The 14,573-nt window shown below is 63.0% G+C and carries 19 protein-coding genes; 6 read left to right on the forward strand and 13 right to left on the reverse strand.

Features of this window, described 5'->3' with window-relative positions; translation table 11 throughout:
- Window positions 1–22: 22 nt before the first annotated feature.
- Both ACGYLC_RS00520 and pheS read right to left on the reverse strand, forming a co-directional pair.
- Window positions 23–442, reverse strand: coding sequence for a hypothetical protein (locus ACGYLC_RS00520; RefSeq protein ID WP_394421012.1), 420 nt, complete (start codon window positions 440–442; stop codon window positions 23–25).
- Window positions 442–1,515 (reverse strand): phenylalanine--tRNA ligase subunit alpha, encoded by a 1,074-nt coding sequence (pheS, locus tag ACGYLC_RS00525; protein WP_394421014.1) that lies wholly within the window; start codon window positions 1,513–1,515, stop codon window positions 442–444. Before pheS ends, ACGYLC_RS00520 begins: the two co-directional genes overlap by 1 nt.
- A gap of 173 nt (window positions 1,516–1,688) precedes the next feature.
- Here pheS and ACGYLC_RS00530 point away from each other — a divergent pair, with 173 nt between their 5' ends.
- A complete protein-coding gene (locus ACGYLC_RS00530; RefSeq protein WP_394421016.1) occupies window positions 1,689–2,363 on the forward strand; it encodes a type 1 glutamine amidotransferase domain-containing protein in 675 nt (224 codons plus the stop codon).
- Between the two features lie 95 nt (window positions 2,364–2,458).
- Complete coding sequence (locus tag ACGYLC_RS00535; protein ID WP_394421017.1) at window positions 2,459–2,671, forward strand: hypothetical protein; 213 nt, start codon at window positions 2,459–2,461, stop codon at window positions 2,669–2,671.
- Here ACGYLC_RS00535 and ACGYLC_RS00540 read toward each other — a convergent pair.
- The 5 genes from ACGYLC_RS00540 to pyk all read right to left on the reverse strand — a co-directional run bounded on the left by ACGYLC_RS00540 (window position 2,660) and on the right by pyk (window position 6,531).
- A complete protein-coding gene (locus ACGYLC_RS00540) occupies window positions 2,660–3,856 on the reverse strand; it encodes a Hint domain-containing protein (protein ID WP_394421018.1) in 1,197 nt (398 codons plus the stop codon). The genes ACGYLC_RS00535 and ACGYLC_RS00540 overlap by 12 nt on opposite strands.
- Window positions 3,857–4,127: 271 nt before the next feature.
- The gene (gene rplT / locus ACGYLC_RS00545; RefSeq protein WP_067264504.1) at window positions 4,128–4,493 is read right to left on the reverse strand and encodes a 50S ribosomal protein L20; all 366 of its coding nucleotides are present in this window, start codon (window positions 4,491–4,493) and stop codon (window positions 4,128–4,130) included.
- A 15-nt stretch (window positions 4,494–4,508) separates the two neighbouring features.
- Entirely contained in the window at window positions 4,509–4,709 is a 201-nt protein-coding gene (rpmI, locus tag ACGYLC_RS00550) for a 50S ribosomal protein L35 (RefSeq protein ID WP_067264506.1), read from the reverse strand.
- A 125-nt stretch (window positions 4,710–4,834) separates the two neighbouring features.
- On the reverse strand, window positions 4,835–5,059 hold the full coding sequence (locus ACGYLC_RS00555) for a hypothetical protein (protein WP_394421019.1): 225 nt from the start codon (window positions 5,057–5,059) through the stop codon (window positions 4,835–4,837).
- Window positions 5,060–5,085: 26 nt separating this feature from the next.
- A complete protein-coding gene (pyk, locus tag ACGYLC_RS00560; protein ID WP_394403311.1) occupies window positions 5,086–6,531 on the reverse strand; it encodes a pyruvate kinase in 1,446 nt (481 codons plus the stop codon).
- A 152-nt stretch (window positions 6,532–6,683) separates the two neighbouring features.
- On the opposite strand from pyk, the gene ACGYLC_RS00565 reads away from it, so the two are divergent.
- Window positions 6,684–6,995, forward strand: coding sequence for a DUF1244 domain-containing protein (locus ACGYLC_RS00565; RefSeq protein ID WP_394403313.1), 312 nt, complete (start codon window positions 6,684–6,686; stop codon window positions 6,993–6,995).
- Between the two features lie 87 nt (window positions 6,996–7,082).
- Here ACGYLC_RS00565 and ACGYLC_RS00570 read toward each other — a convergent pair whose 3' ends face one another.
- Window positions 7,083–7,541, reverse strand: a complete 459-nt coding sequence (locus ACGYLC_RS00570; RefSeq protein WP_394421021.1) for a MaoC family dehydratase — start codon at window positions 7,539–7,541, stop codon at window positions 7,083–7,085.
- 107 nt (window positions 7,542–7,648) lie between these two features.
- Here ACGYLC_RS00570 and ACGYLC_RS00575 point away from each other — a divergent pair, with 107 nt between their 5' ends.
- Window positions 7,649–8,092 (forward strand): DMT family transporter, encoded by a 444-nt coding sequence (locus ACGYLC_RS00575; protein ID WP_209216582.1) that lies wholly within the window; start codon window positions 7,649–7,651, stop codon window positions 8,090–8,092.
- 3 nt (window positions 8,093–8,095) lie between these two features.
- Here the strand turns inward: ACGYLC_RS00575 and ACGYLC_RS00580 are convergent, their stop codons facing one another.
- The 3 genes from ACGYLC_RS00580 to dgcN are packed head-to-tail and all read right to left on the reverse strand — an operon-like array spanning window position 8,096 to window position 10,928.
- Window positions 8,096–8,956 carry a D-amino-acid transaminase gene (locus ACGYLC_RS00580; protein WP_394421022.1) on the reverse strand — a complete coding sequence of 287 codons (861 nt, stop codon included), beginning with the start codon at window positions 8,954–8,956 and terminating at the stop codon, window positions 8,096–8,098.
- 2 nt (window positions 8,957–8,958) lie between these two features.
- Window positions 8,959–9,924 carry an N-acetyl-D-Glu racemase DgcA gene (dgcA, locus tag ACGYLC_RS00585; RefSeq protein WP_394421024.1) on the reverse strand — a complete coding sequence of 322 codons (966 nt, stop codon included), beginning with the start codon at window positions 9,922–9,924 and terminating at the stop codon, window positions 8,959–8,961.
- A 2-nt stretch (window positions 9,925–9,926) separates the two neighbouring features.
- Window positions 9,927–10,928 (reverse strand): N-acetyltransferase DgcN, encoded by a 1,002-nt coding sequence (gene dgcN, locus ACGYLC_RS00590; protein ID WP_394421026.1) that lies wholly within the window; start codon window positions 10,926–10,928, stop codon window positions 9,927–9,929.
- A gap of 257 nt (window positions 10,929–11,185) precedes the next feature.
- Here dgcN and ACGYLC_RS00595 point away from each other — a divergent pair, with 257 nt between their 5' ends.
- Both ACGYLC_RS00595 and ACGYLC_RS00600 read left to right on the forward strand, forming a co-directional pair.
- A complete protein-coding gene (locus ACGYLC_RS00595; RefSeq protein WP_394421027.1) occupies window positions 11,186–12,145 on the forward strand; it encodes an L-malyl-CoA/beta-methylmalyl-CoA lyase in 960 nt (319 codons plus the stop codon).
- A gap of 160 nt (window positions 12,146–12,305) precedes the next feature.
- On the forward strand, window positions 12,306–13,268 hold the full coding sequence (locus ACGYLC_RS00600) for an acetyl-CoA carboxylase carboxyltransferase subunit alpha (protein WP_394421029.1): 963 nt from the start codon (window positions 12,306–12,308) through the stop codon (window positions 13,266–13,268).
- Here the strand turns inward: ACGYLC_RS00600 and ACGYLC_RS00605 are convergent.
- Window positions 13,265–13,711 (reverse strand): GNAT family N-acetyltransferase, encoded by a 447-nt coding sequence (locus tag ACGYLC_RS00605; protein WP_394421031.1) that lies wholly within the window; start codon window positions 13,709–13,711, stop codon window positions 13,265–13,267. The genes ACGYLC_RS00600 and ACGYLC_RS00605 overlap by 4 nt on opposite strands.
- A gap of 177 nt (window positions 13,712–13,888) precedes the next feature.
- Window positions 13,889–14,539: a GntR family transcriptional regulator gene (locus tag ACGYLC_RS00610; RefSeq protein ID WP_067264652.1), complete on the reverse strand. Its 651-nt coding sequence runs from the start codon at window positions 14,537–14,539 to the stop codon at window positions 13,889–13,891.
- Window positions 14,540–14,573 lie beyond the last annotated feature (34 nt).

Raw genomic sequence — 14,573 nt, forward strand, 5'->3', positions numbered from 1 at the left:
CGATCATTTTTGCGGATCCATTTCAGCTTGATCTAGCGCGGATCCGTTTGGGGAGAGCATCCATTCTCATCTGACTTAAGACGCTATCGAAAAGCTGTTGAGCCTCATCGTCAAAGTAGTGAGCGATATTTCCATCTAAATCAGCTTCGTCTTCTTTTTGTCTCAGATGTTCGATCAGCAGCCGATGATCTTGGCGAATAGCGTCGGTTGCCACGATACTCAGTTTAGCGCCGAGTTTATTCAAACTATCCCGCCGAGCAAAATGGTGCTCTGAGTTGATATTAATCTGCTTGAACATGTGGGACGCAAGTTCCTCAGCGTACTGTAGATAGAGCGCTCGACGCTCAGAAAGGATAGCATGCTGGCGCCCTCTTTCTGCCTGCAATGCATAGGTCACCACCCCGACAAGTGCCGTCAAGAGGACTGTAGCAAAGCTTAACATTACCTACTCAACCCACCATGCAAATTCGGCTGATCCAAGCTTGCAAACCCATAATGCCGCAGCCACCGCAAATCTGAATCAAAGAACGCCCGCAAATCCGGAATGCCGTATTTCAGCATCGCGATCCGGTCGATCCCCATGCCAAAGGCAAAGCCCTGCCATTTGTCGGGGTCGATCCCGCCCGCGGCCAGCACCTTGGGGTGCACCATGCCGGAGCCGAGCACTTCCAACCAGCCGTCGCCCTCGCCGATGCGCAGCTGCCCGTCGACCCAGGAACACTGGATGTCGACTTCAGCCGACGGCTCGGTGAAGGGGAAGTGCGAGGCGCGGAAGCGGGTCTTGATACCGTCGATTTCGAAGAAGGCCGAGAAAAACTCCTCCAGCGTCCACTTGAGGTTCGCCATGGAGATGTCCTTGTCGATCGCCAGCCCCTCGACCTGATGGAACATCGGCGTGTGGGTCTGGTCGTAGTCGGCGCGATACACACCGCCGGGGCAGATGATGCGCAAGGGCGCGCCCTCGGCCTCCATGGTGCGGATCTGTACCGGTGAGGTATGGGTGCGCAGCACGTGGGGGGCGCGTTCGTCACCCTCGGCCCGGTGCATATAGAAGGTGTCCATCTCGGCCCGCGCGGGGTGGTGGCCGGGGATGTTCAGCGCGTCGAAGTTGTACCAATCGGTGTCGATGCGCGGGCCTTCGGCGACCGAGAAGCCCATCTCGGCGAAGATCGCGGTCAGCTCCTCGGTCACTTGGCTCACCGGGTGGATGCTGCCTTGACGCTGGTGCCGTGTGGGCAGGGTCACGTCGAGCCATTCGCTGCGCAGACGCTCGTCGAGGGCGGCATCGGCAAGGGCCGCCTTCTTGGCCGAGAGCGCCGAGTTGATCTCATCCTTCAGCGCGTTCAGCGCAGGCCCGGCGGTCTGACGCTCCTCAGGGGTCATCTTGCCCAGTTCGCGCATCTTCAGCGCAACTTCGCCCTTTTTGCCCACGGCGGCCAGCCGGATGTCTTCCAGCGCGGATTCGTCGCCAGCATCGGCGATTTGGCTCAGGTACTTTTGCTTCAGATCGTCCATGACAGGCCCTTGGAATAATACCCCGTCCTGCTAGCCCTCTCGCCCCTCGAATGCAAGCCGTAGGGCATGGCGTCGCAGGGGCGGAACCACCACCTCGGGAAAGCGTTAGGCCGCATCCCCTCGGCGCGCCCTGCTTCAGCGGCGTGCCCAACCTCCCCCGAAAGGAGAGACCTATGAAAATCCTGATGGTTCTGACATCGCATGATGAATTGGGCGACACCGGCAACAAGACCGGCTTCTGGCTCGAAGAATTCGCCGCCCCCTATTACGTTTTCAAAGACGCGGGCGCGGATGTGACCCTTGCCTCGCCCAAGGGCGGGCAGCCGCCGCTCGATCCCAACAGCAACAGCGAAGACGCGCAGACCGACGCCACCCGCCGGTTCAAAGACGATGACGCCGCGCAGCAGGCGCTGGCCTCGACCAAAGTGCTCGGCGATGTTGACGCGGATGGTTTCGACGCGATCTTCTACCCCGGCGGCCACGGTCCGCTGTGGGATCTGGCCAATGACGCCGACAGCAAACGCCTGATCGAAACCTTCTGGGCCACCGACCGCCCCGTGGGGGCCGTCTGCCACGCGCCTGCCGTGTTCAAGGACACTCAAGCCAACGGCAAGCCGCTGGTCTCGGGCAAGCGCGTCACCGGCTTCACCAATACCGAGGAAGAAGGCGTTGGCCTGACCGACGTGGTGCCCTTCTTGGTCGAAGACATGCTGAAAGAGAACGGCGGCAACTACAGCAAAGGCGACGATTGGGCGTCCTATGTGCTGGTCGACGGCAAGCTGGTCACCGGCCAGAACCCCGCCTCTTCCGAGGAAGCGGCGAAAGAGATGTTGGCGCTTTTGAAGTGACGGCAGGAGGGGGCGCAAAGCGTGCCCCCTCTCCCCCCCTCGGGCGGAACCGCCGCTGGCCGTGCCGTGTTTTGCCCATGAAAGGAGCCTCCGACATGGCAGATTATGACCGCAGCACCGGCGCCCCATGGAGCGCCGAAGACCTAGAACAGCTTCGCATCCTTGCGGCAGAGGGCACGGCGACCAGCGTGATCGCGGTGCAACTGAACCGCAGCGAAGAGGCGATTGCCCATCGCGCGGCACAGGACGGGATTGCCCTGACCGCCGCCAGCCACAATCCTTATGACCCCAACACCCTAGACCGATAGCAAGGCGCGCCCGTTTTTCTTGTGCTTCGCGACCAACCGCTTTTGCACGGGCCCTGCGGGGATCTGATGCGCCGGGGTGCCGAAACCCTCGCCATCAACCAAAGCGGGGAAGAGCGTCGCAAACTCCTCGCGCTGCGCCTGACCGAGGGTTTTCACTGTCTCGGCATTCAGCAAAAAGCTTTCACTCGGCGCGCCTTCGGCATAGACGATCTGGTGCTTTGCAAAGATGAGGTGGAAATATTCCACCTGCGAGACGCCCTCATCCACATGCACCCCCGGAAGTTCGGTCAGCCGGATCGCAGCGACGAGCACGGCCATCGCCCCGCAGATCCGCTTTACGATGCCCGAACGGGCGACCATGCGATGCTGCCTTGAGACCATAAGATCGCGTTTGGGCAGCCCCGCGCCCAAGGATCCGGCGCTGATCCGAATGGGGTAGAGCTTGGGGTTCTTCGCCAATTCCCCCGCCCCAACCCTGCGGCGCAGCGCGGCGACGAGTTCCTGATAGCCATGGCCTTGGGTCAGCACGCGCACGCCGGGGGCCAAAGCCTCAACCGGAAGATCGCCCGCCTCGGTGGTAATCAGCGTGCCGCGCGCGAAACAGGCCACACCGGTCGAGACCAGATCGCCCTCTTCGCGCATCGTGTCGATGTCGGATTTCCACGCCAAATTGCCCAGTAACCCGCCCTCGGGCAATGCAGAGAAATCGACGGTCATGGTGGTGAAAAGATCCCCCGCAGGCGGGCTGCCCGCGAGGTTGACGATGCCCGAGTAGGTCACCTCAAGATCACCGGCCAAATCCCGCGAACCGGAGTCCACGCGGAAGGGAAACCCCTCCAGCGAAGTGGGCGTCGAGCCGCCATTGGGGTCATCGTCCGCCGTGGTGGTGGTGTCGAAGACGGAACTGGCGGGCTGGAGGTCGATCTCCATCGTGGCGAGCGGCTTGGTCGTCTCAAGATGGTGCCAGTCATAGCCAAAGGACATCTGCGTATGCTCGCCCACCGCAGCACCATTCGTATAGGGATCCGTTGCGTGCCACGTGAGCGTCTCGACCGAGCCGTCGGCATAGGTCAGCGTGATCCGCGCGCCCTCCAGATCGACGCCGCGCGAACTGGTATCGTCGCGGATGCCGTAGACCGTCTCATGGGGGTCTTCGTCCAACCTATTGATTACAATTCCCGGCATAAACGTCCCCACCTTTTATAAATAACTTGCCGACGAACAGCGCAAATTGCTGCGGCACAGGTGCAGATAGGCTGCACAGTGACCTGTCGCTGGGGCAGATTGTCCACGGGGGTGAGGAGCAGGCAAGGCCGTGGCAAGGGATTCTCGGGGCAAGATTATGGCAAGGCCCGTGCGCCCGGCCCGAAACGCGCCCGATGCCAACACAGGTCCCCTCAAACGCAAAAAGCCCCGCCATCCGGCAGGGCTTTCGCAGATTCAAAGCGATCTCGGCTTAGGCCGCCAGCGCGTCCTGCGCTTGCTTGACGATCGCACCGAAGGCTTCGGGCTCGTGCACGGCCAGATCGGCCAGAACCTTGCGGTCCACTTCGATGCCGGCCAGCGTCAGACCGTTGATGAAGCGGCTGTATGTCAGCGCCTCGTCGTGGCTGCGCACGGCGGCGTTGATCCGCTGGATCCACAGGGCGCGGAAGTTGCGCTTGCGATTCTTGCGGTCACGCGTTGCATATTGGTTGGCCTTGTCGACCGCCTGTGTGGCGACCTTGAAAACGTTCTTGCGCCGACCATAGTAGCCCTTTGCGGCTTTGATGATCTTCTTGTGACGCGCGTGGGTGACTGTACCACCTTTAACTCGGGACATCTCGGCTCTCCTTAATCAGCGGGCGTAGGGCATGAAGCCCTTGACGATCTTTGCATCGGCTTCCGACAGGGTTGTCGTGCCGCGTGCGTTACGGATGAACTTGTTGGTCCGCTTGATCATGCCGTGCTGCTTGCCGGCTTGGCTGGCGATGACCTTGCCGGTCGCCGAGACCTTGAAGCGCTTCTTGGCGCTCGATTTCGTCTTCATCTTGGGCATTTCCGTCTCCGTCTTTTGAGTTCGGTATAAACACGACTCGGCATGCCACTTGAGGCCGGTCGTGCAGGCTAAGATGCGCCGTATAGGCGCGGTCGGTCAGGGATGCAAGAGGTTTCGCACAGCCCTCAGGGCAGGAAGTCTGCCGCCACCGAGACGAAAACCTCCGGCAGGCTGGAGAAGGAATAGCGCCCCGGATTTTCGCGCAGCGCAAAAATGATCAGCCCGCCCGCGATCAAGATCGTGATGGCCGAGGCGCGCGGCGACCGACGGTCGGTCACCGCAGACAGGATCGAGGGGATCGACAGCACCGCCAGAACGATGCCCACCACCATTGCCAAGTCCGCGTCCACGCAACATCCCCCTATCCGGGGAAAGGCTACTCTGGATCGGCGGCGTAAATCAAACGTTCGTCACAGGGCGCGACGCGCAGAATATTGGTGCTGCCCGGCACGTTAAAGGGCACCCCGGCGGTGACCACGATATGATCCTCCGGCCCGGCATAGCCCTCTGACAAGGCGGCCCGCGCGGCGCTCAGCACGGCCAGTTTAAACCGGTCATGCCCATCGGTGATGATGCAATTCGTGCCCCAGCTGAGCGCCAGACGCCGCGCGGTGTTGACCAGCGGCGACAGGGCGATGATCGGCACGCGGGGCCGCTCGCGTGCGGTCAGCAGCGCGGTGGTGCCCGATTGGGTAAAGCAGCAGATCGCCTTGATGTCCGTCGTCTCGGCAATCTCACGCGCGGCGGCGACGATGCCATCGGCCACGGTGGTACGATCCGCCGTGCGCGAGGATTCGATGATCTGCGTATAGGTCGGATCGGCTTCGACCTCTTGGGCCACGTTATCCATCGTCGCCACGGCCTGCAGCGGGTAATCCCCGGCGGCGGATTCGGCGCTCAGCATCACGGCGTCGGCCCCTTCGTAAATCGCGGTCGCCACGTCCGAGACTTCGGCGCGGGTCGGCATCGGGCTTTCGATCATCGATTCGAGCATCTGAGTCGCCACGATCACCGGCTTGGCCGCCGCCCGGCATTTACGCACCAGACGCTTCTGGATCGGCGGCACGTTCTGCACCGGCAGTTCCACGCCCAGATCGCCCCGCGCCACCATGATGCCATCGCTGACATCCAAGATCGCCTCGAACCGCTCCACCGCCGCGGGCTTCTCGATCTTTGACAGCACCGCCGCCCGGCCTCTGACCAGATCGCGCGCCTCGGTCACATCCTCGGGCCGCTGGACAAAGCTAAGGGCGAGCCAATCGACCCCCAACTCGCAGACGAACTCCAGATCGGCGCGGTCTTTCTCGGAAAGCGCTGCCAGCGGCAGCAGCACGTCGGGCACGTTCACGCCCTTGCGGTTCGAGATGACACCGCCCGTGACCACTTCGCAATCGGCGAAATCCGGGCCACAGTCGCGCACCTTGAGACGGATTTTGCCGTCATTGACCAACAGGCTCGCCCCCGGCTCAAGGGCCGCGAAAATCTCCGGATGGGGCAGGCAGACGCGGGTCACATCGCCCGGCGTCTCATCAAGATCGAGCCGGAAAGACGCGCCCTCTTCCAAGGTCGGCCCGTCGCCCTCGAACACGCCAACGCGCAGTTTCGGCCCCTGAAGGTCCGCCAGAATGCCGATCGCGCCGCCGGTCTCTTTCTCGATATCGCGGATGATCCGGTGCTTTTCGCGAATCTCTTCGTGACTTCCGTGGCTCATGTTCAGGCGGAAAACATCCGCCCCGGCGTTGTGCAATGCCGCGATCACCTCCCGGGTTTCGGAGGCGGGCCCGAGCGTGGCCACGATCTTTACATTGCGCAAACGTCTCATATCTGTTCCTTCGTGTCCTATGTCCCCAGAGCGGATGTTAACGATAACATCGCCTGTCCGGTGGCCTAGCGCCCCCATGAGTGCCTGTCAAAGGTTTCATCAGAATGACGGTCCCTCACGGTCCCGTCCAGTGATATGAGAAGGAAGCTGTCATGCCCAGCCAACAAGAGATCGAACTGCAAGCCGCCGCCTTTCGCCGGTTGCAGAAACACCTGATGCAAGACCGCACGGATGTGCAGAACATCGACATGATGAACCTCGCCGGTTTTTGCCGCAACTGCCTGTCGCGCTGGTATCAGGAGGCCGCCAATGAACGCGGGATCGAGATGGGCAAGGACGAGGCGCGCGAGTTGTTCTACGGGATGACGATGGACGAATGGAAAGCCAACTATCAGACCGATGCGAACGACAGCCAGAAAGAGGCGTTCAAGACGGCCTTTGAAGAGAATGTCGGAAAGGGTTGAGCAACCCGCTTCAGTGGCCTCACAAAGCGGGCGTGCCCCCCCTGTGCGCCCGCCTTTGCCTCGGCCAAGCGCGCTCAAAGGCGTCGCCTAGAACTGATAAAGCACAAGCCAATCCGCCTTGAGCGCGGGGCGCGCGGCGCCTTCGATCTCTACCGTTGCGGCAAAGCGGGTCATCAGGTCACCCCGCCCCCGCCGTCGCGCCTCGGCCAGCGTGAACCGCCCCCGGATGCGCTTGCCGGAATGCACGGGCGCCACGAAGCGCACGCTGTCGAACCCGTAGTTTATCGACGCCTTCGTGCCCGCCACCACCGGCAGCGCGCCGTAAGCCATGCCCGACATCATCGACAGGGTGAGCATCCCATGGGCCACGGTGCCGCCGAAATCCGTCTTGGCCGCGCGGAGCGGGTCGACATGGATGAACTGGTGGTCCTCGGTCACATCGGCGAAAGCGTCGATCCGCGCCTGATCCATCACGAACCACGGCGAGACGCCCAATTCACGGCCCACGGCGGCCTCCATCTCTGCCCGGTCAATCTCTCTGCGCATCGCGGCCTCCTGTTTCGCGCCAGTCTAGCCGCGCGGGCGTTCGCTGCGAAAGCCCTTGCGCCCGGCGGGACATCTTTCATGCTGGGGCCAAACAGAGCGGAGCCGCCATGAACACCCCGATCCTCGCCCTCATTACCGTCGCCATCGCCGGGGCCGCCGTGGCCCTGCAAACCCCGATCAATGCCGCCCTGGGGCGCAACATCGGCAGCGGCGTCGCCGCGGCGGCGGTGTCCTTTGGCGTCGGCTTTGCGATCCTGCTCGGGGTCTTACTGCTGCGGGGCGAGTTGAGCGCCCTGCCCCGCGCGGCCTCGGCCTCTCCCGTTTTGCTCTTGGGTGGGGTGCTGGGGGCGTTCTACGTCTGGTCGGTGCTTTGGGCGATCCCGACGCTGGGGGCTCTGACGGTGATCTCGGCGTTGATCCTTGGCCAATTGAGCGCAGCACTGGTAATTGATGCCACGGGGCTCTTGGGCCTGTCGGTGCAGGCCATCACCCCCACCCGCATCGCCGCCGCCGCGCTGGTGGCGGCGGGGCTGGTCTTATCGCGGTTCTAAAGCTCAGATCGCGGTTTTGCGCATCTCTTCGAGATAGATTTCACGCAAACGGGGCGCCAATTTGCCCGGCGTGCCGCTGCCGATCTTGGCCCCGTCGATCTCGATCACCGGCGTCACGAAAGCGCTGGCCGAGGTGACGAACGCCTCATCCGCCTGCTGCGCCTCTTCGATGGTGAAGTTCCGCTCTTCCACCTGCATCTGCGCCTCGCGGGCCAGTTCCAGCACCGCTCTGCGGGTGATGCCGTGCAGGATGTCGTTCGAGGTTTCGCGCGTCACGATCTTGCCGTCCTTGACGATATAGGCGTTGTTCGACGTGCCTTCGGTGACGAAACCGTCTTCGACCATCCAAGCGTCTTCGACACCGGCTTTCTTGGCCATCATCTTGCCCATCGACGGGTAGAGCAACTGTACCGTTTTGATATCGCGGCGGCCCCAACGAATGTCTTCGATGCTGATCACGCGGATGCCGTCACGGGCGGCGGGATTGTCGGCCAGCCCCGGCTTGGATTGGGTGAACAGCACCAGCGAGGGCGCGGTGGTCTCGGGGTCAGGGAAGGCGAAATCGCGGTCGCCATCCGACCCGCGCGTCACCTGAAGATAGATCAACCCGTCATTGATATCGTTGAGACGCACCAACTCGCGATGAATTTCCAGCAGTTCATCGGTCGTCGCAGGTGCGCGCATGTCGAGCTCGTTCATCGAGCGGGTCAGACGCTCGGCATGGCCGTCAAAGGCGATGAGCTTGCCGTCCAGCACACTCGTTACCTCATAGACCCCATCGGCCATCAGGAATCCCCGGTCGAAGATCGAGATCTTGGCCTGATCCTCGGGCAGGTATTCGCCGTTCACATAGACAGTTCGCATGGTCACCCCCAAAGCGCTGCGGCGGGGGGATGCACGCCCGCGCCGTCGAATTTCAAAGCATTGTCGCGGTCTTCGGCCAGAAGCAGCGGGCCGTCAAGGTCCACCACCTTCGCGCCTTGCGCGACCAGCGTCGCGGGGGCCATCGCCAGCGACGAGCCAACCATGCAGCCCACCATGACCTCAAACCCCGCGGCCCGCGCTGCATCGCGCAGTGCCAGTGCCTCGGTCAGACCGCCGGTCTTGTCGAGCTTTATGTTCACCACATCGTATTTGCCCTTGAGGCCCGGCAGGCTGGCGCGGTCATGGCAGCTTTCATCTGCGCAGACGGGCACGGGGCGGTCCATGCCCAAAAGCGCGTCGTCTTCGCCCGCGGGCAGAGGCTGTTCGACCAGCGCCACGCCCAGACGAACCAGATGCGGGGCGAGGTCGGCATAGACCTCAGCCGACCAGCCTTCATTGGCGTCGATGATGATGGTGGAATCGGGCGCGCCCGCGCGCACCGCTTCGAGCCGCGGCATGTCGTCGGGGGTGCCGAGCTTGATCTTCAGCAGGGGCCGATAGCTGTGTTTCGCCGCCTGCGCGCGCATTGCCTCGGGTTCGTCCAGCGAGAGGGTATAGGCCGTGATCTCTGGCCCCGGCGCGGTCAGTCCGGCCAGTTCCCACACCCGTTTGCCTGCGCGCTTGGCCTCTAGATCCCATAGCGCACAGTCGACCGCGTTGCGTGCGGCCCCGGCAGGCAGCAGATCATAGAGCGCTTGGCGGGTGATATCGCCCGGCAGGCCGTTGATCTCAGCCGTGACCGATTCGAGGGTCTCGCCATAGCGCGCGTAGGGCACGCATTCGCCCCAGCCGGTCACGCCGCCTTCGGTCACGCGGACGGTCAGCACCTTGGCCTCGGTCCGCGAACCGCGGCTGATGGTAAAGACCTGCGCCAGTTTGAACGTATCTGCGGAAACGTCGATCTGCATGGTCACAGCGCCGCCAGCGCATCGGCCAGTCGCGCTGCCCCTTGGCGGAAGGGATCGACCGCGGGCAGGCCAAGACGCTCCTCAACCTCGGCCAGATAGGCGTCCGCCTCGGCCTCGGACATATGGTAGGTGTTGACCGAGATACCGACGACCTTGCAGTCCGGGTTCGGCACCTGCGCCAGCGTCAGCGCCATGTCGCGCACCGCTTCGAGACTGGGCAGGCTGTATTCCGGCAACCCGCGCATATGGGTCCGGGTCGGCTCATGGCAGAGGATCAGCGCATCGGGCTGGCCGCCGTGGATCAGCGCCATGGTCACGCCTGAGTAGGAGACGTGGAACAGGCTGCCCTGCCCTTCGATGATGTCCCAATGGTCATCGTCATTGGCGGGGGTGAGATATTCCACCGACCCGGCCATGAAATCGGCGATCACGGCGTCCAGCGGCACGCCTTCGCCGGTGATCAGGATGCCGGTCTGACCCGTGGCGCGGAAGGTGCTTTTCATGCCCTTCCCGCGCATCGCCTCGTCCAGCGCGAGGGCGGTGTACATTTTCCCGACCGAGCAATCGGTGCCCACGGCCAGAACCCGCTTGCCGCTCCGTTTCTTGCCATCGGCGATGGGATATTCGACGCTGGGCACGCGCACGTCATGCAATGTGGTGCCGTTGGCCTCGGCAGCGGCGACCAGATCGGCTTCGTTGCGCAGCAGGTTGTGCAGGCCCGAGGCGATGTCGAAGCCCATGTTCAGCGCCTCGATCAGCACCTCTTTCCAAGCCGCACTGATTTTACCGCCACGGTTGGCGACACCGATGACCAATGTCTCGGCCCCCGCCTCACGCGCTTCGGCCAGCGTCATGTCTTGCAGACCGAGATCGGCCTTGCAGCCCTCCATGCGGAACTGACCGACCGCATTGTCGGGCCGCCAGTCCTTGATGCCTTGGGCGACCTTGGCGGACAGAGAGTCAGGCGCGTCGCCCAGAAAGAGCAGATAGGGGGTTTTGATCATGGCAAGCCTCCGGCATTGAATTTGTCCGCATATTGCGCGCGAGAATACGCAAGTGCGTGGCGTTGTCGACGCATCTGCATGCAAATGCGCTGTATTTCCCGCAAATTACCCTTGGCTGCGCAAAATTCGTGCGCGGCATTCGCCGAGGGGCGAACCTTTCGTAATGCTGCAACTGCGAAAACCTCCTTGCGATTGGTGGCGCAATTTCATACCAGAATGGAGACACGTGATGAAACAATATTACCCATAGGTGCCCCATGAGCTTCCGCATTCAGCCTGCCGCCCCTGCCCGCCCGAACCGTTGCCAATTGTTCGGCCCCGGCTCCCGTCCGGCGATCTTTGAAAAGATGGCGGCGTCGGATGCCGATGTGATCAACCTCGACCTCGAAGACAGCGTGGCACCTTCGGACAAAGACAGCGCGCGCGCCAATATCATCAAGGCGATTTCCGAGATCGACTGGGGCAACAAGACGCTTTCGGTGCGGATCAACGGGCTTGATACGCCCTATTGGTATCGTGACGTGGTGGAACTGCTGGAGCAGGCCGGGCCGCGGCTTGATCAGATCATGATCCCCAAAGTGGGTTGCGCGGCGGATGTCTATGCCGTCGATGCGCTGGTGACGGCGGTGGAAACTGCCAAGGGCCGCGAGAAGAAGATCAGTTTCGAGGTCATTATCGAATCCGCCGCTGGCATCGCCCATGTGGAAGAGATCGCCGCCTCTTCTCCGCGTTTGCAGGCGATGTCGCTGGGGGCCGCGGATTTCGCCGCCTCCATGGGCATGCAGACCACCGGCATCGGCGGCACGCAAGAGAACTACTATATGCAGCGCGGCGAGCAGAAACATTGGTCGGACCCTTGGCACTGGGCACAGGCCGCCATCGTCGCCGCCTGCCGCACCCATGGCGTGCTGCCGGTCGACGGGCCCTTTGGCGATTTCTCGGACGACGAGGGGTTCCGCGCACAGGCGCGCCGCTCGGCCACGCTGGGGATGGTGGGCAAATGGGCGATCCACCCCAAACAGGTCGCGCTGAGCAACGAGGTGTTCACCCCGTCGGAAGAGGCCGTGGCCGAGGCGCGCGAGATCCTCGCGGCGATGGAGGAAGCCAAGGCCAAGGGCGAAGGGGCCACCGTCTATAAGGGGCGGTTGGTGGATATCGCCAGCATCAAACAGGCGGAGGTGATCGTGCGGCAATCTCAGATGATCGCCGGGGGCTGAGCGCTTTTGGCAAGCCGCCGGGGGGGCCCTGCCCCCGGACCCCCGAGGGTATTTGAAAAAGGATGAAAAGGAAGGGGCGTGGGCTTGCCTGCCTTGTAAACCCGCGTTGCAAACCGGCGCGCGGCGCTCCATATACACAGGCAACAAGCCGGAGCATTCAATGACCCAATATCTGGATTTCGAAAAACCCCTGGCCGAGATCGAAGGCAAGGCGGAAGAGCTGCGGGCGCTGGCCCGGTCCAACGAAGAGATGGACATCACCGATGAGGCCCGCGCGCTGGACAAGAAAGCCGCCGGGATGCTCGAAGACCTTTATGGCTCTTTGACGCCTTGGCGGAAATGTCAGGTAGCGCGGCATCCGGAACGGCCCCATTGCAAGGATTATATCGAGGCGCTTTTCACCGAGTTCACGCCTTTGGCGGGGGATCGGAACTTTGCCGATGATCTGGCGGTCATGGGCGGGTTGGCACGGTTCAACGATATGCCTGTCGTGGTGATTGGCCATGAGAAGGGCAATGACACCAAAAGCCGGATCGAGCGCAATTTCGGCATGGCGCGGCCTGAGGGGTATCGCAAGGCGGTGCGGTTGATGGATCTGGCGGATAAGTTCAATCTGCCGGTTGTGACCATCGTCGACACGCCCGGCGCCTATCCCGGCAAGGGCGCCGAAGAGCGTGGCCAGTCCGAGGCGATTGCCCGTTCGACCGAGAAATGCCTGCAGATTGGCGTGCCTTTGGTCAGCGTGATCGTGGGCGAAGGCGGCTCTGGCGGGGCGGTGGCATTCGCCACGGCGAACCGTGTCGCGATGTTGGAACATTCGGTCTATTCCGTGATCACGCCCGAAGGCTGTGCGTCGATCCTGTGGAAGGACAGCGAGAAGATGCGCGAGGCTGCCGAGCAGATGCGTCTGACGGCGGATGAGCTGAAAACGCTTGGCGTGATCGACCAGATCATCCCCGAGCCGATGGGTGGGGCGCATCGCCATGCCGAGGAATCGATCAAGGCCGTGGGCAAGTCGATCGAAGCGATGCTCAAGGAACTTGATGGCAAGGACGGCAAGACGCTGGTTCAGGAACGCCGGACCAAGTTCCTCGAGATGGGGCGCAAGGGGCTGGCGGCCTAAGCCAGCCGCCGCCGAAAACGCGGATCAGGCGTGAGTTGATCGAAACCGGCGGCGCGGTAGAAGCCCTGCGCGCGCCGGTTTTTTGTATCCGTGCCCACGGTCACATAGCTGCATCCTTGGCTCTGGGCATGGTCCAGCGCCGCCTCGACCAGCGCGCGGCCAATGCCGCGGCCGCGGGCCGTGTCGCAGACGAAGAGGTGGTGCAGGTCCATCCCCCTTGCGCCGAATTGCAACTGCATCTGCGGGCAGAGCGCGGCATAGCCATGCAGGCCGGTGGCGCCTTCGGCCACCAGAAGGGTCACCCACGGGTTGGGGCCAAAGCAGTCACGTTCCAGCGCGGCGCGGGTCACGGTGGCAGTGTCGCCGTGGTAGGCGGCCAGCGCGTGGGCCAGATCAAGCACCATCGGCAGGTCGGATTTCACGGCGGGTCGAATGGGGGGCATGTCGTCTCTTTCTGTGAAGCCACAGGGAGACAGGATAAGCCGCGCTGTGGCGGCTTGTGGATATGGGAATGGGTGCCGCGCCGCTCAGGAGCGGGGGTAATAGACAGATGTGAAGCTGGTCTTTTCCATATGCCTTTGATGCGCCGCTGCGGCACGGCTGTCAAGCCATGGGCAGGATCAGCTGGCCAGCATGCGCAGCCCTTGGGTCACATCCGAACGCACTGCCAGCCGCAGCCCCGGCTCATCGCCCGCGCGCAGGGCGGCGATAATCAGGCGGTGGAAATGCGGCGGCTCGGTCCGGCGCAGGCGGCCATAGAGCGCGCGCATGGTGGGGCCGAGTTGCAGCCAGACCGTTTCCGCCATGGCGAGCATGGCCGGCGCTTGGGCGCGCAGGTAGAGCGTGCGGTGAAATTCGAGATTGGTGCGGATGTAGCTGACGGCATCGCGGTGGGCCACGGCCTCGGCGATATTGGTGTTGATCGTCTGCATCCGCTCGATCAGCGCCATATGGGCGCGCGGCAGGGCGCGAGAGGCAAGCTCGACCTCCAAGAGTGCGCGGAGGGCGGCCAGTTCCTCGATCCGCTCGTTGCTAAGTTCGGGGGTGGAGATGCGTCCGGAGGTCGACATGGTCAGCGCCCCCTCTGCCGCCAGCCGCCGCACCGCTTCGCGGGCCGGGGTCATCGAGACTTCATATTCCTTGCCGATGCCGCGCAGGGTCAGCGCGTGGCCGGGCGGCAGATCGCCATGCATGATCCGCGCGCGCAGGCGGCGGTAGACACGATCATGGGCCAGCGGCGTGGCCTCGACAGGGCGCGGGGTCAGGTTCATGATGCGGTTGTGATCACAAAGGAGCCACCCGTCA

The sequence above is a fragment of the Sulfitobacter sp. 1A12157 genome, assembly GCF_043557345.1.
In the GTDB taxonomy this organism is placed as follows: domain Bacteria; phylum Pseudomonadota; class Alphaproteobacteria; order Rhodobacterales; family Rhodobacteraceae; genus Sulfitobacter.

Bases quoted from the DNA above. Each gene is read 5' to 3' on its own strand.
- ACGYLC_RS00530 (WP_394421016.1), top strand. From the start codon at position 1,689: ATGAAAATCCTGATGGTTCTGACATCGCATGATGAATTGGGCGACACC.
- ACGYLC_RS00565 (WP_394403313.1), top strand. From the start codon at position 6,684: ATGCCCAGCCAACAAGAGATCGAACTGCAAGCCGCCGCCTTTCGCCGG.
- ACGYLC_RS00580 (WP_394421022.1), bottom strand. From the start codon at position 8,956: ATGCGAACTGTCTATGTGAACGGCGAATACCTGCCCGAGGATCAGGCC.
- ACGYLC_RS00570 (WP_394421021.1), bottom strand. From the start codon at position 7,541: ATGCGCAGAGAGATTGACCGGGCAGAGATGGAGGCCGCCGTGGGCCGT.
- ACGYLC_RS00575 (WP_209216582.1), top strand. From the start codon at position 7,649: ATGAACACCCCGATCCTCGCCCTCATTACCGTCGCCATCGCCGGGGCC.
- rplT (WP_067264504.1), bottom strand. From the start codon at position 4,493: ATGTCCCGAGTTAAAGGTGGTACAGTCACCCACGCGCGTCACAAGAAG.
- ACGYLC_RS00535 (WP_394421017.1), top strand. From the start codon at position 2,459: ATGGCAGATTATGACCGCAGCACCGGCGCCCCATGGAGCGCCGAAGAC.
- ACGYLC_RS00605 (WP_394421031.1), bottom strand. From the start codon at position 13,711: ATGCCCCCCATTCGACCCGCCGTGAAATCCGACCTGCCGATGGTGCTT.
- ACGYLC_RS00595 (WP_394421027.1), top strand. From the start codon at position 11,186: ATGAGCTTCCGCATTCAGCCTGCCGCCCCTGCCCGCCCGAACCGTTGC.
- ACGYLC_RS00540 (WP_394421018.1), bottom strand. From the start codon at position 3,856: ATGCCGGGAATTGTAATCAATAGGTTGGACGAAGACCCCCATGAGACG.
- dgcN (WP_394421026.1), bottom strand. From the start codon at position 10,928: ATGATCAAAACCCCCTATCTGCTCTTTCTGGGCGACGCGCCTGACTCT.
- dgcA (WP_394421024.1), bottom strand. From the start codon at position 9,924: ATGCAGATCGACGTTTCCGCAGATACGTTCAAACTGGCGCAGGTCTTT.
- ACGYLC_RS00520 (WP_394421012.1), bottom strand. From the start codon at position 442: ATGTTAAGCTTTGCTACAGTCCTCTTGACGGCACTTGTCGGGGTGGTG.
- rpmI (WP_067264506.1), bottom strand. From the start codon at position 4,709: ATGCCCAAGATGAAGACGAAATCGAGCGCCAAGAAGCGCTTCAAGGTC.
- ACGYLC_RS00600 (WP_394421029.1), top strand. From the start codon at position 12,306: ATGACCCAATATCTGGATTTCGAAAAACCCCTGGCCGAGATCGAAGGC.
- ACGYLC_RS00610 (WP_067264652.1), bottom strand. From the start codon at position 14,539: ATGAACCTGACCCCGCGCCCTGTCGAGGCCACGCCGCTGGCCCATGAT.
- pyk (WP_394403311.1), bottom strand. From the start codon at position 6,531: ATGAGACGTTTGCGCAATGTAAAGATCGTGGCCACGCTCGGGCCCGCC.
- pheS (WP_394421014.1), bottom strand. From the start codon at position 1,515: ATGGACGATCTGAAGCAAAAGTACCTGAGCCAAATCGCCGATGCTGGC.